Below are 21,819 nucleotides of genomic sequence, written 5' to 3' on the forward strand. Positions count from 1 at the left end.
TCACAAGGGCAAACCTTTGCGCGCAAAAGTGGCGGATCGCCACACAAATCACGGCCCTTCACCAAACTGACATCAAATCGCCACCGACACGTCACTTGAGTGTCACCCCGCTGTCATCCCCCTCGCCTAGCATGGCCCCGTCTTTAAAACAAAAGCTTGCAACACAAGGGATTAAGATGAAAAAGCTGACTGTAGTGGCACTGGCTCTCACCGCGGCCTTCCAGGCGCAAGCCGTTGAAGTTTATAAAAATGACACCACCACCCTGGATCTGTACGGCCGCATCTATGCCGGCCAGTTCTTCGGTGACAAGAAGGAAGGGGTCGACACCACCCATCCGAACGGCACCCAGGAGTACAGCGACAAGCAGGGCGCCAACCAGTTTGTCCGCTTCGGCGCCAAGGTGGATAGCCAGATCAACAGCCAACTGAAGGCGCTGGCCCAGTACGAAGTGCAGATGTACATCAACGACAGCGAGAAGACCATCAGCGAGAACTCCGACAACCTGCGCACCCGTCTGGCGTTCGCCGGTGTCGGCGCCGACTGGGGCAACATCACCTTCGGTCGCCAGAAGGGGGCCCCCGGCTTCCTGGCCGACTGGACTGACGTCTCCCTCTCCGATGGCTACGGCAACGAAGCCCTCGGCGCCAAGACCGATACCTTCGCCACCAACCGCGCCGGTTCAGTGCTGAAATACTCGGGTCTGTTCAACGGCTTCCAGGTCGACACCAGCTACAAGTTCGATGGCGGTGACACCGAAGAGACCACCAGCAAGGACAGCGATGCCGCCTACGGCGCCGCCGTGGCCTACACCTTCCCGTTCAACCTGGCGCTGGGTACCGCCTACAACGTGGGTATCCGCGACAAGAACGGGGAAGAGGATGCCAAGCTGTGGCTGCTCTCCGCCAAGTACGACAACAAGGCCGTCTATGCCGCCCTGAGCTATGCGGACGGCACCGACTTCCTGGCCACCGGCAAGGATCACACCGGCTGGGAAGGCGCGCTGGGCTACAACTTCGAGAACGGCTTCGGCCTGATGGCGCTGTGGAACAAGCAGAAGGTGGAGCAGGACGGCAAGAGCGATTACGACTCCATCGACTACTACACCCTGGGCGCCCAGTACAAGTTCAACAAGAACCTGCGGGTCATCGGCGAGTACCGCATCAACAACCTGGACAGCCAGGAGAGCGGCAAGCTCAACGTCAAGGATGACTTCCAGCTGGCAGCCCGTTACGACTTCTAATCTCGGCTCTCAGTCAGAAAACAGCGCGCCGGCTTATGCCGGCGCGCTTTTTGTTGGCCCGCAAAGGGATGCAGGCCAACCGCCGTCCGGCTCATGATCTAGGCTCAACAGAACCACGAAGAGGAGATCATCATGCCGTTACGCCTGCTCATCTGCTGCTGCCTGTTGCTCGCCCTTCCCGTTCAGGCGCTGACCATCGCCATGGTGCTGTGGCGCGGCGAAACAGATGCCGAGCGGGGCTTTCGCGCCGAGCTGATCCGGCTCGGCCATCAACCCACCTTCGTCACCTTCAACGCCAATCAGGATCGCGCCGCCTTCGCGACCCAGCTGCGCCAGCAACTGCTGCCCTCCCTCGCCGACTACGACTACATCTACTGCTTCGGCACCACAGCCACGACCATGGTCAGGAGCCTGATCGGCGATCGCAAGCCGCTGATCTTCAACATAGTGTCTGACCCTGTCGGGGCCGGGATCCTGTCGGAAGACAAGGCGGACAACCGTATGGTGGCCGGCACCAGCAACCTGGTGCCCATGGCACTCCAGCTCGCCAACGCCCGCCAGCACCTGCCCACCGACAAGGGACTGCTGCTGCCCTTCAACCCCCGCGAGCAGAACACCCTGCTGACCGGTGAACTGCTGCTGCGCGAAGCCAAGCGCTATCAATGGGATCTCACCACCTGGCGCATAGCGCCTGACAAGCGGCGGCTGGCCGGCGAGCTCAAGCGTCTGCAACAGGATGCCCGCCAGCGCATCGTCTTCCTCGCCGCCGACAGCTATCTGCTCTCCATCGCCCCCGAGCTGCTGGCCGCCCTCAACGAGGCGGGCATCCCCACCATCTGCAGCGCCGAGCTGTTTGTCGAGCACGGCTGCACCGTCGGCACCATCAGCAGCTATGAAACCCTGGGCCGGATGACGGCCAACATCATCCACCGCAACCTGCAGGGCACGCCGCTGCAAGACATTCCACTGCAGACGGATCCGGCACCCCGGCTGGTGCTGGGCAAGCAGCTGGCATCCGCCGGCAACCAGGGCACCCAGAGCCGCTGACCACCCGGCCTGTCCCATGGGGCCCAAACCGCCCCTGACACCCAGTGGCACGGCGCTGCCGGCCGCTGCGTTCCATCCGATCCCCTTGCCAATACTCATCACATCTTTATGTTGCAGAGCTAATGAAAATCAATATCATTAGCATCCTCTCGCAGGAGAGAAACCAATAATTATAAATAAATCAATAAGTTCAGACCATCAGGTCGCTTCCTCAAGAGTCAACACGCAACATGTACACACCCAATCACCCACGCGCCCTGCTGGGCGTCGCTCTGCTGGCCCTGAGTGCCGGCGCCCGTGCCGAAGACGAGACCATGACGGTCGTCGGCAAACGCAGCCAGCATGAAGAGGTCGCCACCGCGACCCGTACCAACACCCCGGCCAAGCTGGTACCGCAGGCCATCGACAGCGTCAAGGCCAGCGAGCTGACCGCCTTCGGCCAGCCCACCCTGAGCGAGGCCCTGACCGGCATCCCCGGCGTCAACGCCAGCGGCGACACCCGCTTCGATGGCGTCAACATCCGCGGCTTCAGCGCCAGCAACGACTTCTATCTGGACGGTTTTCGCGATGACATGCAGTACACCCGCGACCTTGGCAACATAGAGCGGGTCGAGGTGCTCAAGGGCCCGGCCGCCGTGCTCTATGGCCGCGGCAGCACGGGTGGCATAGTCAACCGGGTCAGCAAGAAGCCGCAGAAGGGGCAGGAGTCCAGCGTCAGCGCCCTGGTCGGCAGCTTCGACAACCGGCGGCTGGCCGCCGACCTCAACGGCGAGGCGGGTGAGCGGGTGCAGGTGCGCCTCAACCTGGCCCAGGAGGACAAGGAGAGTTTCCGCGACGGCGTGACCAGCAAGCGCACCCTGCTGGCCCCCTCCGTCAACTGGGAGATCAGCGACAGGCTGAACTGGCTGGTGCAGTACGAGCGCAACGAGCACGACCGCACCCCGGATCGCGGCATCCCCGGCGTCAATGGCCGCCCGGCCGACGTGCCGAAGGAGTACGTCTACAGCGACACCCGACGCGACTTCATCGACGATGTGGCCCAGTCCACCCGCTCCCGCCTCTCCTGGGACATCAATGATCAGTGGCAGCTGCGCCAGCAGCTGGGCTACACCAGCCTCGACAGCCAGTTCGACAACACCTATGTCACCAGCGTCAAGGGCGACCAGGTGACCCGCTCCCGCTGGCAGCAGGATCTCAAGGCCAACAGCCTGATCAGCAACACCGAGGCCGAAGGCCAGCTGCAGACCGGCCCCATCGAGCATCGCCTGCTAATCGGCTTCGAGCAGAACTGGCAGGAGCGCACCCCCAAGCTCTACCAGAACGCCACCGCGATCCCGGCCGGCAACCTTTACGATCCTGGCTCTCTGCCCACCTATGATGGCGCCATGAAGCTCTCCAGCGACGCCAACCACAAGGTGCGCGGCTACGGTCTCTATCTGCAGGATCAGCTCAGCCTGGGCGACTGGCACCTGCTGGCGGGTCTGCGCCGCGACGACTTCACCGTCACCAGCCGCCGCAACGACCTCAACAAGGAGGAGACAGTGTCGGTCACCAGCCTGAGCCCGCGGCTGGGGCTGGTGTGGAACCCCATAGAGGAACACGCCTTCTACACCTCCTACAGCAAGACCTTCACCCCGGTGGGTGGTGAGCTGATCGGCATCACTCCGGGTGACAAGAACAACCACCTGGATCCCCAGCACACCCGGCTGTACGAGGGCGGCGTGAAGAGCGACTGGCTGGATGGCCGGCTGGCGACCACCCTCTCCGTCTACCGGCTGGAGATGTACAACAAGCGCAGCAAGGATCCGCTGGATCCCACCAAGGTGATCCTCACCGGCCTGCAACGCACCGAGGGCATAGAGCTGAGCGCCCGCGCCCAGCTGACCGACGAGCTCTACCTGCGCGGCGGCATCGCCATCCAGGACGCCGAGCAGGTCAAGGCGGATGCGGATCTGCAGGGCAAGCGGCCGATGAACGTCTCCCGCCAGAACGGCCAGCTGTTCGCCGGCTACCAGAGCGGCAAGCAGGGCTGGTTCGGCGAGACAGGGGTGACTGCGGTGGGCGATCGCTTCGCCGACAACGCCAACACCACCACACTGCCCGGCTATGCCCGTTTCGATGCCCGCGCCGGCTACCGCTGGCAACAGTGGGAAACCCAGTTGAGCGTGGAGAACCTGACCGACCACGACTACTTCGTCAGCGCCACCAGCGCCTCCCAGATCATGCCGGGCACGCCCCGTCAGCTGAATCTGAGCGCCGCCTACCGCTTCTGATCCCACCCTCTTCCCTGATCTCTCTGGCCAGCCCTCGCTGGCCAGATTTTTATGAAGCGCAACCGATGAAACGCAGAAGACTCCCCCTTCACAACAACAAGTGGGTGCGCCGCATCCACGCCTGGGCCGGCTTTGCCACCCTCACCCTGATGCTGCTCTACGGCCTGACCGGCCTCTGGCTGCAACACAGGGCCGTGCTGCCAATTCCCGGCCCACATACAGACAAATCGAGTGAGGAGATAGGGCTGGACGCGCCGCTGGCCAGCCCGGACGAGCTGAAAACCCTGTTGCAGCAACGCTACCCGGACAGTTTCGAGGAAGGCCGCGCCATGATCACCCCGGCGCAGACCCTGCCCACCCCGGCGGGCCCCCTCACACTGCCGGCCCGCTGGGAGATGCGCGGCGTCACCCTCAGCCAGAGCCTGGCCGCCAGCTATGTGGAGGGCACATTGCTGGTGCACACCGAGCGGCAGCAGGCCAACTTCGCCGCCAGCCTCAACCGGCTGCATCGCGGCATGGGCACAGGCCTCTCCTGGCAGCTGTTCGGCGATCTGGCGGCACTGGCCATGTTGTTGCTGGCTCTCACCAGTTTGCTGATGTGGAACAAACTGCACGGCCCGGCCGGTCGCGGCATAACCCTGCTGCTGCTCGGAGCCCTCGCCACTGTGCTGATTGCCCTGCTCTAGCGCGTTTACCGACACCAAAACGGGATCTGGCGCCCACGAGGGGTAACCTTGCCCGCACCCGAGGTAACAAAAGGTAAGCGGGTGCCGATGGGGGTCACACTTGTCGGCGCCATGACTGGATGGGGGCCGCTCGCGGCTGTTAGGGTGCGGCCAGAATTCCTGGCGCCAAGAGGTATCATGCGCATCTCCAGCATAGAGTGCGGGCGAGTAGTGGCCATCATGGCCGTGATGACCATTCACCTCTCCCCCTTCAGCAATCCGTTCGATCCCGCCCTGTGGGACGGCACCCTCTACTTCTGGCTGGGGGGCGTCATCAACCAGCTGTGCCGTTTCGCGGTGCCGCTCTTCTTCCTGTGCGCCGGTTACTTTCTGCAACCCGCCCTCGCCGCAGGCAACCCCATGGCGGTGGCGCTGCGCTACTGCCGCCCCCTGCTGGGGCTCTGGCTGGTGTGGAGCCTGCTCTATCTGCTGATCCCCTTCAACCCGCTGGCGGCACTGAGCGATGGCTATCTGCCGGCCATGGCGAGCCAGTGGCAGATGCAGCTGGGGGATCCTCTCAACGCCTGGTGGGTGGGCGGCATGATCCATCTCTGGTTCCTGCCGGCCCTGATGTTGGCCGTCTTGCTGCAGGCACTGTGTCATCGGATTGGGCTGCCCCGGCTGGCGCTGGTGCTCGGCGTTCTGCTCTACCTGCTGGCCCTGCTCGGCGGCTCCTATGGCCAGCCGCTGCTGGGGGGCGAGTGGGCCCTGCTGACCCGCAACGGCCCCTTCTTCTCGCTGCTGTTCGTGGCGCTGGGCGCCGAGCTGCGCTTTCGCGCCTGGCAGCCGGATGCCAAGCGCAGCGCCCTGCTGCTGATCGTGGGGATGGCACTCTACGCCCTGGAAGCCTGGGGCCTGCTGCACTGGGCCTCGGTGCCCCTCAGTCGCCACGACTTCCTGCTCGGCTCTCTGCTCTGGGGCCTGGGCCTGTTCGGCCTGCTGCTGGCCAACCCGGGCTGGGGCCGGGGCAGCTGGCTCGAGCGCCAGGCCCCCAAGGTGCTGGGCCTCTACTGCCTGCACATGATGCTGGTGGTGTGGCTGATGATCTTCGGCCCGCAGGGTAAGTTGCTCTGGTGGGAATTGCTGAAGGTGCCGGTGCTGCTGGCGCTCTCCCTGCTCGGCTACCGGTTGCTGGCGCTGGGGGCGGCCAGTCGCTGGCTGCTGCGGGCCCGCTGAGGGGAACAGGGGATGGGAGGGAGGCCGATCCCTCCCCACTCAAGGCTGAATGGGTGGTTCAATTTTTATTCATCGCGGATAGATAAACTCCGGGTCTCCTTAAACGCGAACCCAGGAGTCATCATCCCATGACGTTGTTCACCAAAACGCTGTTCACCAAGAAATCCGGCCTTGTCCTCGTTCTGCTCGCGGCCAGCGGCTCTCTCAGCGCCGCCGAGATCGCCAACAACAACATCACCGAGGCCGAGATCAAGGCCGCGCAGGATGCCTGGGGCAAGGCCCTGATCCAGATCAGCGATGACTACCGCAGCGGTGGCATAGCGAAGGCCAAAACGACGGCCACTGCCGTGCTCGACGGCGCCTACGGCTACAACAATGGCCCTGTCCTGTTCAAGCCCACCCTGGCCGGGGGCGAACAGACCTTCCGCCTCAACCAGGAGGGGGCGCTGGCCTACTTCGTCGGCAACAATCAGGCCTATCCCGCCGACACCGGCTTCGCCCTCAAGAACTGGAAAAGTTACAACTACGACAACGCCGCCGTCTATATCAACGGCGACATGGCCCTCACCATGGGCAAGGTTCACCTGATAGACAGGGACAACAAGGAGACCACAGTCGACAAGACCTGGGGCTTCAAGAAGGGGGACGACGGCAAGGTGCGCATAGTGCTGCACCACTCCTCCCTCCCCTACGCCGGTTAAGCGGCAACAGGCGACCCGCGGGTCGCCTTTTTTGTTATGGGGGCGCCACTTTGGCCAACCGCCGGGTGACGGCCAGGCTGGCGCTGTTACCATGCCCCCTCTTGTGACGAACCCAGACGAGACAGCCATGCAGATCCGCCCCTTTACCCCGGCCGACACCGAGGCCGTCCTCGCCATCTGGCTGGAAGCCTCTTTGCAGGCCCACCACTTCATCGACCCGGCTTACTGGCACGCCAACCTGGCGCCGATGCGGGAGACCTACCTGCCCGCCGCCGACTCTCATGTGCTCTGGCAAGATGGTGCTGCGCTGGGGTTTTATTCCCTGTATGAAGAGACCCTGGCCGCCATCTTCGTTACCCCGGCGCAGCAGGGACGCGGCTATGGCAAGGCCCTGCTGGCCCACGCCAAACGGCAGCGGCCGGCCCTGCGACTGCAGGTGTACCGGCAGAACCTGGCCGCTTGCGACTTCTATCTATCTCAGGGCTTTCAGATCGAGGGTGGACAGCAGGATACCCACACCGGCTGCGCCGAGTGGGTGATGGTCTGGTCGGCGCCAGACTAACCCCGTTCAATGACAGCTGAGTGTGGCTCGCTCGCCGGGCCATCCCCGGCCCGCACCAGCAGGTCGACATGGCTCAGCGCGAAGTCGTGCATCTGCTGTAGCAGGGGCAGCAGGGCGACGCCAAGCGGGCTCAGAGCATACTCCACCCTGGGGGGCACATCGGGATGGAGGGTGCGAATGATGACGCCGTCGCTCTCCAGCTCCTTGAGCTGGGCGGTGAGCACCTTCTGGCTCACCTCGGGCAGGCAGCGGCGCAGGTCGCCAAAACGCAGGGTCTGGCTGCTCAGATGAAACAGGATGGCCGGTTTCCATTTACCGGTCAGCAGCCGCAGCACCCGGTAGGCGGGGCAAGGGAGTGGGGACACGTGATGGCTCGCGAGTGGTTACGTTGCGGTAACTATGCCACGAAAAGGTGCCTTCTTGCGGACAAGATGCCGGCTTCCTATGATGCGGACTCTGTCACTCCATCCGCACGAGAGGTGCATCATGCCCAGTTTGCTGCAAATCCATTTCAATTTCCCCGCCGAGCAGATGGGGCCGGCCCTGACAGCCGCCGCCATACCGCTGGCCGAGTCCATCACCCGGGAGCCGGGCTTCATCTCCAAGATCTGGACCGAGAACCCGCGCACCGGCGAGGCGGGCGGCATCTATCTGTTCGAGGATGAGGCCAGCGCCCTCACCTACGCGACAATGCACGAGCAGCGGGTGCTCGCCATGGGCGCCAGCGCGGTGCAGTACAAGCTGTTCGACGTCAACGAGCCCCTTAGCCGGATCACCCGCGGCATTGCCTGACATGGCACGTCACAGGGCTGGCATCAAAACCTCAGAGTCAGGCCGATATTGGCCTGCCACTGGGTCACCAGCTCGCCGCGCACCTTGAACACGCAGTTATCCGGGTTGCAGAGGAACTGGCTGTTGTCGTTGACCAGGGTGCCGTAGCCGCGCACCTCGGCCCGCAGCGCCAGATGCTCGGTCAGACGCGGCTGTACCCCGAGCGCCAGCGACATTGAGGGGGCCACCTCGCTGTCGTAGGCGGCGAAGCGCGTCGCCCCTATGCCGGCGCCTATGTAGGGAGCCATCAGGTTGTCAGACAAGGTGAGTGCCCCGGCGAAGTGCAGCGTGTCCACCGTCAGCCGCTCCGACTGATCCGGGGAGAGGCGGGTGGATTGGTGGCTGTAGAGCAGCTCTATCATGCCGGGGTCATCCACCTCCTTGCTGATGAACAGGCCCCAGCTGCCGGAGCCCTCCCCCTGCAAGGATTGCAGCTGGGTGGAGACTGGCATGGGCTGCGGGTCATCGTTCGCCTCGAAGTCGATGGACGAGCTGTAGCCGAAAAACGGCGTCACCTGCCAGCCAAGCCCAGCCTCGCCGTCGGCGCTCCAGGCCTGCCCCAGCGGCAGCAAGAGCCCCATCATCATGATCCCTGCTCGTTTCATCGCAATCCCTCTGCTTGTGCACCAGTGCCCACCAAGCATATCAGAGCCCCCTGACCCCCATCCTAAACCTGGCCTGTATCAACCCATTTTCGCAGGGAGGATCACACTCTGTTGCCGCGACCATCTCCCGCCACCACCCCGCTCATCGCCGCTGCCGTTATTCATCGGGGATTAACCTCTGCCACGTATGCTGGCGCGCAACCGGCTCATGGTGAGCCGGTTCAAGTCACCAGAAGGACATACGGGAATGGTTGCCGCGCAGCTCAAAGACCCACAACACAAGCTCTCCGACACCCTGCGGGCGACCGCCCACGCCATCGAGGAGAGCCATATCAGCCTGCGCCAGATGCTGGCCCTGGTGGGTGAGCAGGGCATGCTGCTGTTTTGCGTGCTGCTCACCGTGCCCTTCCTGCTGCCGGTCTCCATCCCGGGCGTCAGCACCCCGTTTGGCCTGCTGATCCTGTTTATCGGCATAGGCATCACCCTCAACCGGGTGCCCTGGCTGCCCGCCATCCTGATGGAGCGCCGCTTTGCCGCCGATCAACTCAAGCCGACCCTGCACAAGGGCGCCGACCTGCTGGCCCGCATCGATCGCTTCATTCGCCCACGCCTCCTGCTACTGACCGGCAGCGGCACCATCAACCGCTGCAACGGCCTGCTGCTCATGCTGGCGGCCCTGCTGCTGATGCTACCGCTCGGGGCCATTCCCTTCACCAATGCCATGCCCGCTTGGGCCATCTTGCTGCTGGCCATCGGCATGCTGCAGCGGGACGGCCTGTTCGTCGCCAGCGGCTACCTGCTGGTCAGCGCGACCCTGGTCTGGTTCAGCGCGCTGGCCATAGGCCTGCTGATGGCGGGGCAGAGCGTCTCGACCCTGCTGAGCTGACGACGCAGGCATGAAAAAGGGGCGACCAAGTGGTCGCCCCTGTTGTTTTGCGCCATCTCTCGCTCGTCAGAGCAGATCGTAGATGAGGGCCGAGATGGCGAGCAGCCCCACCACCATCACGAACAGTGTGCTGGGCCCGCGATAGCGCGCGAGCGCCGGCAGGCGATAGATGGAGCAAGCCGGCAGCAGGAACAGGATCACAGCGATCAGCGGTCCGCTTACCTTCTCTATGATGTCCAGCACATTGGGGTTCAGATAGGTGATGACCCCGGTCACGACAAACAGGATGACGGACGAGACCCGGGCTATGGTGGTCTCCCTGAGGGAGAGCCCCAGCCCCTGACAGGCACCGCTCACCATGCTCACAGTCCCCTCGCTCACCCCCATGGAGGTGCCGAGGAAGGATTTGGACATGGCCAGAATGGCGATGAGCGGACCCACATAGGCAATCAGCGGATTGGAAAACTTGTTCGCCAGCGCCGACAGCACGGAAATATTGTCGGTGCGGGCCAACGCCATTTCCGCCTGACTCAGGCTCATTACGCAGCTGATGACAAAAAACAGCACGCTGCCGCAGATCAGCAGACTGCTGCACTTGATGATGCGCTTGCTGCGCACGTCGGCGCTCACATGGCAGCGCTTCTTCTGGGCGGCGGTAAAGGAGGAGATGATGGGGGCATGACTGAACGAGAACACCATCACGGGCACTATCAACCAGAGGGATTTCCAGAAGGCGGGATCGCGCCACTCCACCGGCTGACTCTCGGTGAAATAGGAGAGGCTCCACTGGGGCAGCAGATAAATGGAGATGCCGAGCAGGAAGGCGACCATGGGCAGCGCCAGCACGCTGATGGCCGACACCACCACCTGTTTGCCGGTCAGCAGGATCAGATGCAGACCCAGCATCACAGCCAGCACCAGCCAGCCACGGCTCAGCACTGCGCCCCCCAGCTGATGCACCATGAAGCTCTCGATGGCATTGGTGATGGAGATGCTGTAGACCAGAATGATGGGGTAGAAGGCCATCAGATAGACCAGCATCAGCAGCTTGCCCGCCTTGGCACCGAAGTGCTCCTCCACCACATGGGTAATATCCCCTTCCCGATGGGAGCTGGACAATACCAGGCGACTCAGCGCTCGGTGGGAATAATAAGAGAGCGGGAATGCCATCAATAATATAAACAGCAAAATGACCGGCGAATTACTGCCTACGGTAATAGGGAGAAAGAGTGTACCGGCACCAACTGCAGTGGCATACAAGCCCATGGTCCATACCGAATCACTTTTCTCCCATTTCAACTTTGAAGCTGGGTTCTTCTTTTCAGCAATAGCAATACTCATTGCGATATACACCTTATTTGTCTGTCATCTTTGTTATTTTATTAGCCCGTGTAATAGGCGGGTGATATGTCTGTGCACATCACCAGATTGTAGAAAAAGCAAACCCGCCAGCGGTCAATAAGACAGCCAATATGAAACGGGAATGTCACGCTACCATCGTTGAAATCGCCATAAAGGTCAAGGTTAATAATTCATGACTGTTTGAATAAAATTGTTTCAAAAGACAATGAGATGTATCATTTTGGTCTCAATATGACCAGTTCATTCCCGGCTGATAACATAAGACAAAACCTCTGCGCGTTGTCCAACAACATGAATAAAATCAGCAATCAGGCCGATAATATTAGCACCATCAAGCCGGGAATATCAGCGGAATAAGCGAGTCATATTTCGACCCAATTGACATCGGTGTCATTGATGGATTTTACCGATATAAATCAACTTGTTTCATGCAACAAGTACAGTCCCCGTCATCAGGTTGCCGGGCAATGAGCAACCCGGTTGCGCCCCGCCCGCTTGGCCCGATACAACCACTCATCGGCACGCGCCAATGCCAGGTTGATCTCTTCCCCCGGCGTCACCAGAGTCGTGCCCAGACTGACGGTGAAGGCCACAGGATCAGGCGCCAGCGCCTCCACGGCGGCACGGATCCGCTCCGCTATCATGCATAGCTCTGACTCACCCAGCCTTGGCAACAGGATCAGGAATTCTTCGCCACCACTGCGCACAAACAGGTCTTCGCTCCGCAACTGGGCCGCCACGCACTCGCAGAAACGCTGCAACGCCCTGTCACCCTGCTGATGGCCGAAGCGATCGTTGATCTGCTTGAAGTGATCTATATCCAGCATGATGAGGCCACTGCTCTCGGGGTTCACCCTTTGCTGCTGGCAGTGTTCAAAGAAGAAGCGGCGGTTGTAGAGGCCGGTGAGCTGGTCGGTCTCGCTCTGCAGCTTGAGCCGCTGCTGCAGCTCGTACTGGCGGGTGATGCTGCGGGTCACCCAGGCCACCGCCCGCTTGCCATCGTAACGAGATGGCAGCGGGGCTATCTTGCCCTCGAACCTCTGCTCCCCCTGCGGCCCCACCGAGGAATCGATCCCCACCACCTCCACCGCCGCCAGGCCGTATTCCACCACCTGCACCTGGCCCGAGCTCAGGGCCAGGGCAACTTGCTCCATCACCCACTGCGCCATATCGGCGGGCAGCACATCGGTCAGCCGCTTGCCCGCCAGCGGATTGCCATCCTGATAGGATTGCTGCTCCATGCCGCCTATGTATTCGATGTAGTAACCATCCTCGCTCAGGATGAAGACAGGATCAGGCAGCTGGGCCATCACTTCGTATAGTTGTTTGACCGAGAGAGCCATACCATTTCCTTAATCCGATTGCCGAGAGGCGGCGCCAGACTTGCCACCTGATCCCGATTATCGTACCCAGGCTGGCTATGGGCCAATAACGGATCCTGTCATTAATGGATATTAATCAACACATTCAAGAAAATAAGATGCGCAGTCAGCTTGGGGCGGATGAAAAACAGGCAACAAGCCAGACTCGTCGGCTGCGGCACGCGGATATTCAAGCCACCTCACAGGCCGTGCGTGCGCAGATTGTTTCCCGCCCTCGCTTCCATTAGGCTGGCCTTCCTGAGTCTGTCTTTGCTGTCTGTCCAGACTCACCATTTCATGCTCATCGCCTTGGCGAAACAGGATTGTGGGCAAGCGGAGAAAGGATATCCAGATGAAGAAGAGCATAGTGACCGCCAAGTTCGAGGCCGTGAGCATCGAAGGCGAGCAAGTGACCCTGAAAATGGCGATCAAGGCGCCGGAGCCGGACCCCAAATCCGCCAGTGGCGACTGGCGCTGCAAGGTGAAGCTGGAGGGGCTGAGCGACAAGACCTTCATCTATGGCATCGATGCCCTGCAGGCCCTGAGCCTGGCCCTGAGATTCGTCGAAAATGAGCTGCGTGCCTTCTCCGACGCCGGCTGGCAATTCTACCTGCCCGGTTGCCCCGATCAGCCCGTGGATATCGCCGCCTGCTATTTTCCCGAGATTTGACGAGCCCCCGGTAGCAACGCCTTTATCTACTCATCGAAACGGGTCACAGGGCAATAGCGGATGTCCGGTTCCGTGGTCAGAGGACTTGACTAGATTGAGTCCAAGCCATTATTTATTGAGGCTATTTTCATGGACCTGGAGCCAATATGCGACTGACCCCACCCCTACCGCCGCAGGATGAGGAGCTCGATGCCCTGCGGATCGGCCTGTCTGGCTACAACACGGACAAGGCGGGCACACATCCGCGCGAGCGGATCGCCAGCTTTATCAAGGATGAACAGGGCAAGGTGCTGGGCGGCATCCTAGCCGATATCAAGTGGGGCTGGCTGCACGTGGACTGGCTCTGGATCGACGAGCGCATCCGCCAGGATGGCTGGGGCGCCCGCCTGCTCGGCGCCATGGAGCAATATGCCCGCGACCAGGGCATCACCCACTTTCATCTGGAAACCACCAGCTTCCAGGCGCTGCCCTTCTACCAGAAACAGGGCTACACCGTCTTTGGCGAACTGCCGGATATGCCGCCGGGGCATATCACCTATTTTCTGAAGAAGATTGAATAGGCCCGAGCAGCTCAGCATAGAACTGCGAATAAAATATTTTTAAATCAAAACACTTAATGACGCCGCATGAAAAATGCGGCGTTATCGCATGCCACTTTATTAATGGGTAGCAGTGATTAAAACTGACATTAACACAGCATCCTACAATAAATCCCATTGTATATAGCCACCTAATACACCTTCCTTATCAAGCCCCATATGGACATATGACATATGTGTTGTCTGTTATAAAATCACCTTTTAAAACAAAGAGGGTTTATCTATGAAAAATTTCCTATTAATACTTGGCATCATTTTTAGCAATCTTGTTTATGCCAATGAGTGTGACCAATTGATAGTCAACGGCAGTTTCGAAAACTCGCCTGCCAGACCCTCCATTTGGGAAACCTTGTCCGGTAATGACGAGACCAGCCTCCCTGGCTGGAAAACCTTGGGTGAGGGTGTTGAGTGGTCTTCTCACGTGTCCGCGTCAGGTGGCAGCAAGATCTACACACCAGACGGCGATTATGTGATTGATCTCAACAATTATTATTCAAAAAATGGTGGTGGTATCGAGCAATCATTTCCAACCAAGATTGGATCCAAGTACTTGGTCACATTTCACGCTGGCACTCAAAAAAACTATAACAGGGATGGAACAGCCAAACTGAATGTCATGATCGGCGATGAACACTATGTTTATAACTTGAAGACTGAACGCAGCGATGCTATTGACTGGACTTATTTCTCATTCTCTTTTGTGGCAAGCCAAGCGAGTACAACTATAAAATTCACAACAGATACCAACTCATTGGAGCACTTTACCGTCCTTGATGATGTCAATGTTGTTCCACTCAACAAACCTCGTGCCATTCTCGTCAACTAATATGCCTTGGCATTCACATAGCCGAGTTATCAATTGTCCTTAGAACAGGGAAGGCAGGAGCAATCATGCAACGTTGCTCCTGCAACCCTTTCTAGCTATCAGTGACTGGCAGAGCGGCTGCCGTTCCAGAGCAGCTCGCCACTGCGCAGCTCCATCAGGCTCATGGTGAGCCGATAGCGACTTCCCTCGGACACCAGATCCCCATAGAGCATGTAACCGGCTCCTGTCTGGCGGCCAAGCCGCACCAGAGATGCCGGGTTCATGCCCCCCTGCTGATACTCGAGCTGCCCCGTGATGGCGGCCACCTGACCGGGATCGACGAAACGAAAACCGCTTTTTGACTGGATCCGCTTGCTCATGGCCGCCGCCATGGTGCGGGTATCGATCTCGTCATTGGTACCGTCTCGGGGCGGGGTGAGCAGCAGCACGGGATTGCCGCTCTTCACCAGCTCCCGCACCTCGGGGGCCTGCACGAAGGCATCCGCCATGGCCAGCGCCAGCCCGGTCGGGGCCACCGGCTTGGGCAGGGGCGCCCCCGTATCCGGCTTGGTAACAGGTTTGTCCGGCTGGCTCACTGGCTGGTCCGGTTCACTGACCGGGGCCTGAGTGCCACCGTAGGGATTGACCGCACAGCCGCCCAGCAACAGAGCCCCTACCATCAACAAGGAACGCAGCTTCATCTTTTCTCTCCGCCAAAAGTCCGTAGGACGGACTTTGCCAAAAGCCCGTGGCGGAGCCCTTGCCCCGCATCGGCTCCATGCTAGAGACAAACCCGTCCCGGGTCGATACGCCAGATGACACGGGACGACAGAGCCTGGCCAACCCGCACCCGGCCAGTGCTGCAGCACAAAAAGGTGGCAGACCGCCATCAACTTCCTTTACGGTATTGTGCTGACAGATTCGAAAGGAGAACACCTTGCACGGACCCGATCCCGCCAACCCCCACCCCATGAAGGGCTTTCCCCAGGTGTGCTTTATCAAGAACACCATCAAGGGGCCCAATATCGAGGTGGGCGATTACAGCTATTACGACGACCCGGAAGACTCGGCAGGCTTTGAGCGCAACGTCCTATACCACTTCCCCTTCATCGGCGACAAGCTCATCATCGGCAAGTTCTGCGCCATCGCCCGCGGGGTCAAGTTCATCATGAACGGTGCCAACCACCAGAGCTCCGGCTTCTCCACCTACCCCTTCTTTATCTTCGGCAACGGCTGGGAGAGCGCAGCCCCCGCACCGGGCACGCTTCCTTACAAGGGAGATACCGTCATCGGCAACGATGTCTGGATAGGCTATGACGCGCTTATCATGCCGGGCGTCAAGGTCGGCAACGGCGCCATCATAGCCGCCCGCTCCGTGGTCACCACAGATGTGCCCGCCTACGCCATCGTCGGCGGCAACCCCGCCAAGGTGATCCGCTACCGCTTCGACGACGACACCATAGCCCGCCTCAACACCCTCGCCTGGTGGAATTGGCCGGTGGAGCAGATCAGCCAGAATTTGCAGTTGATTGGCGGCGGCGAGATAGCCGCGCTGGAAGCTGCGGCACGATAAACACCATCAAGCAGGAAGCCAAATGCAAATCACCACACCCCTTGCCAATGCCAATATAGTGATTCGCCCCTTCCAACCGGCTGATGCCGATGAGTTTGTCCGCGCGGCGCACGAATCCATCGACACGGTCGGTATCTGGATGAGCTGGTGCACCCACTCATTCACTCGGGACAAGGCGCTGGGGTGGTTTGCCACCTGCGATCAGGATCGTGAGGCGGGGCGAGCCTATGATATGGGCCTCTTCTGCGCCGCCACCGGCCAACTATTGGGTGGCGCCGGCATCAATCAGCTGGCAGCTCATCATCGCTACGGCAATATCGGCTATTGGGTGAGGCAATCCCGACAAGGCCAAGGCATAGCCCGACAGGCGGTCGCCCTGCTGCGTGATTTTGGCTTTCAGCAGTTGGGTCTCTTTCGGCTGGAGATCGTGATGGGGGTTGGCAACACAGCCAGCGAAGCGGTTGCCATCGCCGCAGGGGCCACCTTCGAATGCCGGGCAAGGAATCGCATCTTCCTTCATGACCAGCCCCTTGATGCACATATCTACGTCCTTGTTCCCGCAGACTGGCTTCTATCGCAAGACATCCCCTGCAGGTCATAGCGACCTAAATCTTCCCCTAAGCCAATCAGCCCATTGCAAGAATGTCACAATAGTGGTGAGCATAAAGCCACCCGTGGCGGGAAGACTATTGAGCATGGAAAGCAAGATCAGAGAATTTTATCTGGTTAATGGCATTGACTTACAAGACTAATACCCTATAGATGGAATATAACTGCTTCTCATCCATGTAATAAAGCAGACCACATCACACTATTACATCCAAACACTTCATACAGTCTCTGGCTAGACCTATACTGATTCACATACTGCAATCATAGTGTCACAACGTATTTAAGGAGATATCATGGCTAAACCATCACAACATGTTGTAAGTAACATTAAAGGCGGGTGGGATGTGAAACGTAGCGGTTCTGACAAAGCGTCTAAACACTTCGTAACACAGGCAGAAGCGATCGAATGGGGTAAACAAGTTGCGCAAAATCAAAGCACAGAACTATATATCCATAGCAAAGATGGAACTATTAGAGAGAAGAATAGCTACGGCAATGATAAATGCCCACCCAAAGGTTAAAGGTAGACTTCAACTATGGAAAACTTTGATAGGAATGTTTTTGTTAACTGTCCTTTCGACCGCGATTACAAACCGTTGCTACTTTCTATTATCTTCACCATAAAGTATCTAGGTTATCTCCCTCGCCTATCTCTTGAAAGTCTGGATTCTTCGGAATCACGCATATCAAAAATTGCGAACCTAATTAATGAGTCTAAGTTTGGAATCCATGACTTATCAAGAATTATGTCTTCTACCGAAAATGAACCATATCGAATGAATATGCCTTTTGAGTTAGGTATAGATTATGGTACTAAATTTTTAAAAGGTGGTGCTTGGTCAAGAAAAAAGATCCTTATCCTAGAGAAAGAAAAATATAGATATCAAGTGGCATTATCTGATCTTTCAGGGTCTGACATAATAAATCATAATGATGATGCTGCCACAGTAATGAAAGAGGTCAGAGACTGGTTTGTTGTCAGCGAGAGCATTAGTGCTCATAGCGGAAATAAAATATGGCAAAAGTTCAATGAGTTTCATGCTTATTTATATGATCGAGCTGTTATAAACGATGGTCACGAAAGTATCGAACATCTACAAATAGCCGAAATTTTAAAACATATAGACAATTGGTTACTCGTTAACACTGATATGAAGGATGTTGCATGACCAGCTATCAATGGCACCGATGCCATTCGGTCACAACCAACATATGACGTCTCAGTAAAAAACACGATCTTTTTATTGCGCTCATATCTTCATTGAAAGGAGATAATTTTGCAGATACTTTATAGCGCCCCAGAATACTTCCTTGATATCTTTGAGCGTTTAGTTGAAAGAAAGTGGTTGATTCATAACTTTCCAAATCTAGATGACGACATGGAGTATGATTTTTCAGGATACTTATATAACCGTGAGGTGAATCAAGTCGAGTACACAATATGCCTAGATGTCAATGTATATCAATTCCTTTTGAATAGCACAAAAAAACACATACCAAAACAGGAATATAAAGATGCTATTGGCCTGGTATTATTTTGCCAAATAGCAAAAATTGAGCTAGACCCTACGCTAGCTGTTTATGAAAAATTAAACTACGAAACCAATCAATGTAAGCTTTCTGAAATAACACATGATTTAGAACTTTTTCACAGAATAAACAACACTAGCAATGAGCAATTGGTTAGATATTTTTATGGTGAATTAGAAAGAGTCATACCTGATAACTTTCATGAGATTGACCACTCATCTACCCAAGAAAATCTTACTAGGTACGAAAGGCTAACTGATTGGGACTCTCTATATGTAATCATACAGTACATTGTTTATATGTCCCTGCATACGAACAAAAAAAGAGAGGAAAAACTGAAGAATGTCATCGAATGGATGATCACAGACTTTAGATTGTCTCTTGTATGTATTACATATGCATCTGTATTTTTCAGTAAAAAGCCAATAAAACGAATGATGAAGTACAAGCACACTGATACGGCTTTAACAAGAAAGCAGGCGTTATACAACATGACATGGGATTTATATGCCATGAATAAATACTTCCAAGATTGGACAAAAAGAAAAGGAGAGCAAGAGTGTCTTTATGCAAGTGATGACAAGGCATTCAGACACCTATTAAGAAGTGCTGTTGATATACAAAACTCAGGGAGTTTAGAACCACTTCTTTGTTATCTAGATGATAGCGAGCTAAAGTATATAAATAAAATAACGAAAGAACCGAGTGGATTTTCCAAAAGAATTTACAGAAAAGAAAACTGGACAATTGAGTATCGCCAATCATTAATAGCTGATTTAAATAACAAGTTAGATATAGCATCTATATAGGTTGTAACAGCGATGCAGTGCACTCCGCTTAATTTGCCCTACGATGCCCCGAGGTTATGGCGGGTACGGTTTTAGTTCCCCCTCCAATCAGCCGAGGGGAAGGGGCAAGGTCAGGAGCGCCATCAGGGATGATGGCGCAGACGCAGCCGGCACAGGGATGTGCCGTCTGCGGCGCTCCGTCCGACCTTGTACCTGACCCGAGGGAAACCGCGTAGCGGTCGGATTGGTGGGGGAGAAGACCTTTGGTGACTTTGGGTCTTTCCAAAGTCACTCGCCCAAGCCCGAAGGGCGGGCGAAACCCCTTCGAGGCCAACGGCCTCGCGTCCTGCACGGCGCAGCCGTGCCTCTCACCACAGGCACGGAGTCTGGCTGGACGCCCGGATGCCACCGGCAAAGGGGGGCCTGGCCGCCCCTATCGGCCCAAAAACGCCTCCCAGTCCTTGAACACCGGCTGCAACCCAGCCTGCCTGACAGCATCGGCGACCTCACCCAGCGGGCGAGCGTCGTGGATGGCGAACTGCTCCAGCTCCTCTTTGTCCCCCTCCGCATAGCCACCCGGCTGGGTGCGCGATTCCGCCGACATCTGGGTGATGCCGAGGCGCAGGGCGCCGTTGCGAAACGCAGGCGACTCGCGGGTGGAGAGCGACAACTCCAGGGTCGGCGAGAAGAGGCGCCAGGCACAGATAAGTTGCACCAGCTGCCTGTCCGACATCACCACCTCGGGCTGCAGGCCGCCGGTGCAGGGACGCAGGCGCGGGAAGGAGAGCGAATAGCGGCTCTGCCAGTGGTGGCGCTCAAGCCAGCTCAGGTGCTCGGCCACGAAATAGCTGTCGGCGCGCCAGTCCGAAGAGAGGCCGATCAGCACCCCCAACCCTATCTTGTCGATGCCGGCCCGGCCCAGCCGCTCCGGGGTGGCGAGCCGCCACTCTATGTCCTGCTTGTTGCCGCGCAGGTGATGGCGGGCGTAACTGGGGGCGTGATAGGTCTCCTGATAGACCATGACGGCATCCAGCCCCAGGGTTTTGAGCTCGGCGTAATCGGCCTGCGACAGTGGCTGCACCTCCATCGCCAAGGCGCTGAAATGGCGGCGGATCTGCGGCAAGTGCTCACGAAAATAGGCCATGCCCACCTTGCTCTCGTGCTCGCCGGTCACCAGCAGCACGCTGTCGAAGCCGCGCGCCTTGATGGCCAGACATTCGCGCTCAATTTCCTCTGCATCCAGCGTCTTGCGCTTCAAGCGATTGCTCATGGAAAAACCGCAGTAGGAGCAGTCGTTGGCACAGAGGTTCGACAGATAGAGGGGCACATAGAAGCCCACCGTATTGCCGAAACGCTGGCGGGTGAGGCGCTCGGCCTCGGCCGCCATCTGCGGCAAAAACGCCTCGGCGGCTGGCGAGATCAGCGCCATAAAATCCTGCAGATTGCGACGGGGCTTGCCGAGGGCCAGCTCCACATCCCGGGTCGTCTTGGCGCGGATCTGCATGCCGATATCGTCCCACTCCAGCTCGCGCCAACGGTCTAGAAAGGAGGGAGCGGCTTCCTTCGATTCAAACTCCCTCACCCCCGGAGCCCTCACCCCCAGCCCCTCTCCCAAAGGGAGAGGGGGGCGCAGTGCGGCAGAGTCGGGGGACGCGTCGAAAGAGGACATTACGATTGGCTCTCGCCCTGAGCCCGTATCATGACTCATAAGGCCTCCAGAAAATCGGTAAGCGGGCTGGAGGCGCTGGCTTGCAGGCCGCGCGCGCCGAGGCCCGCCAGATAGGCGCTGCGACCAGCCTCACAGGCGAGCGCGAAGGCGCGGCCCATGGCGACCGGATCCCGACTCACGGCGATGGCTGTGTTGACCAGCACAGCATCGGCGCCCAGCTCAAAGGCCGCGGCGGCGTGGCTCGGCGCACCTATCCCCGCATCCACCACCACGGGCACCCGCGCCTGTTCGATGATGATGGCGAGGAAATCCCGGGTCACCAGCCCCTGATTGGAGCCGATGGGGGCACCGAGCGGCATCACAGCGGCGCAGCCCACCTCTTCCAGCCGCTTGCAGAGCACGGGATCGGCCCCGCAGTAGGGCAGCACCACGAAACCCTCTTTCACCAGCTGTTCGGCGGCCTTGAGGGTCTCTATGGGATCGGGCAGCAGGTATTTGGGATCGGGGTGGATCTCCAGTTTCAGCCAGTTTGTGCCGAGCGCCTCCCGGGCCAGATGGGCGGCAAACACCGCCTCGGCGGCTGTCTTGGCGCCCGAGGTGTTGGGCAGCAGCTTGACCCCGAGTGCCAGCAGCGGGGTGAGGATATCGTCGTGGCGCTTGCCGGGTTCGAGGCGCTTGATGGCCATGGTCACCAGCCGGGAGCCGCTTGCTTCGATGGCGGCAGCCATCAGATCCGGGCGGGCAAACTTGCCGGTGCCGGTAAAGAGACGGGACGAAAATTCATGGTCGGCTATGGTCAGCAT

The 21,819-nt window shown here is 58.5% G+C and carries 24 protein-coding genes; 17 read left to right on the plus strand and 7 right to left on the minus strand.

From position 1 onward, the window contains the following. Positions 1–176: 176 nt before the first annotated feature. The 7 genes from BN1118_RS15540 (at position 177) to BN1118_RS15570 (ending at position 7,725) form a co-directional block, all read left to right on the plus strand. Positions 177–1,241, plus strand: coding sequence for a porin (locus tag BN1118_RS15540; protein WP_043134966.1), 1,065 nt, complete (start codon positions 177–179; stop codon positions 1,239–1,241). 132 nt (positions 1,242–1,373) lie between these two features. Further along, positions 1,374–2,288: an ABC transporter substrate-binding protein gene (locus BN1118_RS15545; RefSeq protein WP_043556965.1), complete on the plus strand. Its 915-nt coding sequence runs from the start codon at positions 1,374–1,376 to the stop codon at positions 2,286–2,288. Between the two features lie 230 nt (positions 2,289–2,518). Continuing rightward, complete coding sequence (locus tag BN1118_RS15550) at positions 2,519–4,561, plus strand: TonB-dependent receptor (protein ID WP_043134963.1); 2,043 nt, start codon at positions 2,519–2,521, stop codon at positions 4,559–4,561. Between the two features lie 65 nt (positions 4,562–4,626). Continuing rightward, the gene (locus BN1118_RS15555; RefSeq protein ID WP_043134961.1) at positions 4,627–5,247 is read left to right on the plus strand and encodes a PepSY-associated TM helix domain-containing protein; all 621 of its coding nucleotides are present in this window, start codon (positions 4,627–4,629) and stop codon (positions 5,245–5,247) included. Positions 5,248–5,424: 177 nt separating this feature from the next. Next, positions 5,425–6,462: an acyltransferase gene (locus tag BN1118_RS15560; RefSeq protein WP_043556966.1), complete on the plus strand. Its 1,038-nt coding sequence runs from the start codon at positions 5,425–5,427 to the stop codon at positions 6,460–6,462. Between the two features lie 128 nt (positions 6,463–6,590). After that, on the plus strand, positions 6,591–7,163 hold the full coding sequence (locus BN1118_RS15565; RefSeq protein ID WP_043556967.1) for a hypothetical protein: 573 nt from the start codon (positions 6,591–6,593) through the stop codon (positions 7,161–7,163). A gap of 127 nt (positions 7,164–7,290) precedes the next feature. Then, complete coding sequence (locus tag BN1118_RS15570) at positions 7,291–7,725, plus strand: N-acetyltransferase (protein WP_043556968.1); 435 nt, start codon at positions 7,291–7,293, stop codon at positions 7,723–7,725. Here BN1118_RS15570 and BN1118_RS15575 read toward each other — a convergent pair. Further along, a complete protein-coding gene (locus BN1118_RS15575) occupies positions 7,722–8,090 on the minus strand; it encodes a winged helix-turn-helix transcriptional regulator (protein ID WP_043556969.1) in 369 nt (122 codons plus the stop codon). The genes BN1118_RS15570 and BN1118_RS15575 overlap by 4 nt on opposite strands. Before the next feature lie 121 nt (positions 8,091–8,211). On the opposite strand from BN1118_RS15575, the gene BN1118_RS15580 reads away from it, so the two are divergent. Continuing rightward, positions 8,212–8,517: a monooxygenase gene (locus tag BN1118_RS15580; protein ID WP_043556970.1), complete on the plus strand. Its 306-nt coding sequence runs from the start codon at positions 8,212–8,214 to the stop codon at positions 8,515–8,517. A 23-nt stretch (positions 8,518–8,540) separates the two neighbouring features. Here BN1118_RS15580 and BN1118_RS15585 read toward each other — a convergent pair whose 3' ends face one another. After that, positions 8,541–9,161 carry an outer membrane beta-barrel protein gene (locus BN1118_RS15585; protein WP_043556971.1) on the minus strand — a complete coding sequence of 207 codons (621 nt, stop codon included), beginning with the start codon at positions 9,159–9,161 and terminating at the stop codon, positions 8,541–8,543. Between the two features lie 247 nt (positions 9,162–9,408). On the opposite strand from BN1118_RS15585, the gene BN1118_RS15590 reads away from it, so the two are divergent. Beyond that, entirely contained in the window at positions 9,409–10,047 is a 639-nt protein-coding gene (locus BN1118_RS15590) for an exopolysaccharide biosynthesis protein (protein ID WP_042868709.1), read from the plus strand. Positions 10,048–10,113: 66 nt separating this feature from the next. On the opposite strand, the gene BN1118_RS15595 is transcribed toward BN1118_RS15590, so the two are convergent. Continuing rightward, positions 10,114–11,166 carry an amino acid permease gene (locus BN1118_RS15595; RefSeq protein ID WP_244463628.1) on the minus strand — a complete coding sequence of 351 codons (1,053 nt, stop codon included), beginning with the start codon at positions 11,164–11,166 and terminating at the stop codon, positions 10,114–10,116. 695 nt (positions 11,167–11,861) lie between these two features. Continuing rightward, complete coding sequence (locus BN1118_RS15600; protein ID WP_043556973.1) at positions 11,862–12,752, minus strand: sensor domain-containing diguanylate cyclase; 891 nt, start codon at positions 12,750–12,752, stop codon at positions 11,862–11,864. A 370-nt stretch (positions 12,753–13,122) separates the two neighbouring features. On the opposite strand from BN1118_RS15600, the gene BN1118_RS15605 reads away from it, so the two are divergent. The 3 genes from BN1118_RS15605 (at position 13,123) to BN1118_RS15615 (ending at position 14,865) form a co-directional block, all read left to right on the plus strand. Then, on the plus strand, positions 13,123–13,440 hold the full coding sequence (locus BN1118_RS15605; RefSeq protein ID WP_043556974.1) for a DUF6968 family protein: 318 nt from the start codon (positions 13,123–13,125) through the stop codon (positions 13,438–13,440). A gap of 146 nt (positions 13,441–13,586) precedes the next feature. Further along, positions 13,587–14,000: a GNAT family N-acetyltransferase gene (locus BN1118_RS15610; protein ID WP_043556975.1), complete on the plus strand. Its 414-nt coding sequence runs from the start codon at positions 13,587–13,589 to the stop codon at positions 13,998–14,000. Between the two features lie 262 nt (positions 14,001–14,262). Further along, on the plus strand, positions 14,263–14,865 hold the full coding sequence (locus BN1118_RS15615) for a DUF642 domain-containing protein (protein WP_043556976.1): 603 nt from the start codon (positions 14,263–14,265) through the stop codon (positions 14,863–14,865). 98 nt (positions 14,866–14,963) lie between these two features. Here BN1118_RS15615 and BN1118_RS15620 read toward each other — a convergent pair whose 3' ends face one another. Next, on the minus strand, positions 14,964–15,545 hold the full coding sequence (locus BN1118_RS15620; RefSeq protein WP_043134944.1) for a hypothetical protein: 582 nt from the start codon (positions 15,543–15,545) through the stop codon (positions 14,964–14,966). A 236-nt stretch (positions 15,546–15,781) separates the two neighbouring features. Between BN1118_RS15620 and BN1118_RS15625 the strand changes: the two genes are divergently transcribed. From BN1118_RS15625 to BN1118_RS15640, 5 genes are all read left to right on the plus strand, one after another. Continuing rightward, positions 15,782–16,417, plus strand: a complete 636-nt coding sequence (locus tag BN1118_RS15625; protein ID WP_043556977.1) for a Vat family streptogramin A O-acetyltransferase — start codon at positions 15,782–15,784, stop codon at positions 16,415–16,417. A gap of 22 nt (positions 16,418–16,439) precedes the next feature. After that, a complete protein-coding gene (locus tag BN1118_RS15630) occupies positions 16,440–17,018 on the plus strand; it encodes a GNAT family N-acetyltransferase (RefSeq protein WP_052449208.1) in 579 nt (192 codons plus the stop codon). A gap of 304 nt (positions 17,019–17,322) precedes the next feature. Then, positions 17,323–17,550 (plus strand): DUF2188 domain-containing protein, encoded by a 228-nt coding sequence (locus tag BN1118_RS21305; protein ID WP_084214146.1) that lies wholly within the window; start codon positions 17,323–17,325, stop codon positions 17,548–17,550. A 15-nt stretch (positions 17,551–17,565) separates the two neighbouring features. Further along, the gene (locus BN1118_RS15635) at positions 17,566–18,198 is read left to right on the plus strand and encodes a hypothetical protein (RefSeq protein WP_043556978.1); all 633 of its coding nucleotides are present in this window, start codon (positions 17,566–17,568) and stop codon (positions 18,196–18,198) included. Positions 18,199–18,306: 108 nt separating this feature from the next. After that, positions 18,307–19,368, plus strand: coding sequence for a hypothetical protein (locus tag BN1118_RS15640; protein ID WP_043556979.1), 1,062 nt, complete (start codon positions 18,307–18,309; stop codon positions 19,366–19,368). A 412-nt stretch (positions 19,369–19,780) separates the two neighbouring features. Here the strand turns inward: BN1118_RS15640 and thiH are convergent, their stop codons facing one another. After that, a complete protein-coding gene (gene thiH, locus BN1118_RS15645) occupies positions 19,781–21,016 on the minus strand; it encodes a 2-iminoacetate synthase ThiH (RefSeq protein WP_084214148.1) in 1,236 nt (411 codons plus the stop codon). Between the two features lie 35 nt (positions 21,017–21,051). After that, positions 21,052–21,819, minus strand: a complete 768-nt coding sequence (locus tag BN1118_RS15650; protein WP_043556982.1) for a thiazole synthase — start codon at positions 21,817–21,819, stop codon at positions 21,052–21,054.

It is taken from the genome of Aeromonas bestiarum (genome assembly GCF_000819745.1).
Lineage (GTDB): Bacteria > Pseudomonadota > Gammaproteobacteria > Enterobacterales > Aeromonadaceae > Aeromonas > Aeromonas bestiarum.

Bases quoted from the DNA above. Each gene is read 5' to 3' on its own strand.
- BN1118_RS15545 (WP_043556965.1), top strand. From the start codon at position 1,374: ATGCCGTTACGCCTGCTCATCTGCTGCTGCCTGTTGCTCGCCCTTCCC.
- thiH (WP_084214148.1), bottom strand. From the start codon at position 21,016: ATGTCCTCTTTCGACGCGTCCCCCGACTCTGCCGCACTGCGCCCCCCT.
- BN1118_RS15550 (WP_043134963.1), top strand. From the start codon at position 2,519: ATGTACACACCCAATCACCCACGCGCCCTGCTGGGCGTCGCTCTGCTG.
- BN1118_RS15585 (WP_043556971.1), bottom strand. From the start codon at position 9,161: ATGAAACGAGCAGGGATCATGATGATGGGGCTCTTGCTGCCGCTGGGG.
- BN1118_RS15580 (WP_043556970.1), top strand. From the start codon at position 8,212: ATGCCCAGTTTGCTGCAAATCCATTTCAATTTCCCCGCCGAGCAGATG.
- BN1118_RS21305 (WP_084214146.1), top strand. From the start codon at position 17,323: ATGGCTAAACCATCACAACATGTTGTAAGTAACATTAAAGGCGGGTGG.
- BN1118_RS15630 (WP_052449208.1), top strand. From the start codon at position 16,440: ATGCAAATCACCACACCCCTTGCCAATGCCAATATAGTGATTCGCCCC.
- BN1118_RS15635 (WP_043556978.1), top strand. From the start codon at position 17,566: ATGGAAAACTTTGATAGGAATGTTTTTGTTAACTGTCCTTTCGACCGC.
- BN1118_RS15565 (WP_043556967.1), top strand. From the start codon at position 6,591: ATGACGTTGTTCACCAAAACGCTGTTCACCAAGAAATCCGGCCTTGTC.
- BN1118_RS15540 (WP_043134966.1), top strand. From the start codon at position 177: ATGAAAAAGCTGACTGTAGTGGCACTGGCTCTCACCGCGGCCTTCCAG.
- BN1118_RS15570 (WP_043556968.1), top strand. From the start codon at position 7,291: ATGCAGATCCGCCCCTTTACCCCGGCCGACACCGAGGCCGTCCTCGCC.
- BN1118_RS15590 (WP_042868709.1), top strand. From the start codon at position 9,409: ATGGTTGCCGCGCAGCTCAAAGACCCACAACACAAGCTCTCCGACACC.
- BN1118_RS15605 (WP_043556974.1), top strand. From the start codon at position 13,123: ATGAAGAAGAGCATAGTGACCGCCAAGTTCGAGGCCGTGAGCATCGAA.
- BN1118_RS15620 (WP_043134944.1), bottom strand. From the start codon at position 15,545: ATGAAGCTGCGTTCCTTGTTGATGGTAGGGGCTCTGTTGCTGGGCGGC.
- BN1118_RS15560 (WP_043556966.1), top strand. From the start codon at position 5,425: ATGCGCATCTCCAGCATAGAGTGCGGGCGAGTAGTGGCCATCATGGCC.
- BN1118_RS15610 (WP_043556975.1), top strand. From the start codon at position 13,587: ATGCGACTGACCCCACCCCTACCGCCGCAGGATGAGGAGCTCGATGCC.
- BN1118_RS15555 (WP_043134961.1), top strand. From the start codon at position 4,627: ATGAAACGCAGAAGACTCCCCCTTCACAACAACAAGTGGGTGCGCCGC.
- BN1118_RS15650 (WP_043556982.1), bottom strand. From the start codon at position 21,819: ATGCTGACCATAGCCGACCATGAATTTTCGTCCCGTCTCTTTACCGGC.
- BN1118_RS15600 (WP_043556973.1), bottom strand. From the start codon at position 12,752: ATGGCTCTCTCGGTCAAACAACTATACGAAGTGATGGCCCAGCTGCCT.
- BN1118_RS15615 (WP_043556976.1), top strand. From the start codon at position 14,263: ATGAAAAATTTCCTATTAATACTTGGCATCATTTTTAGCAATCTTGTT.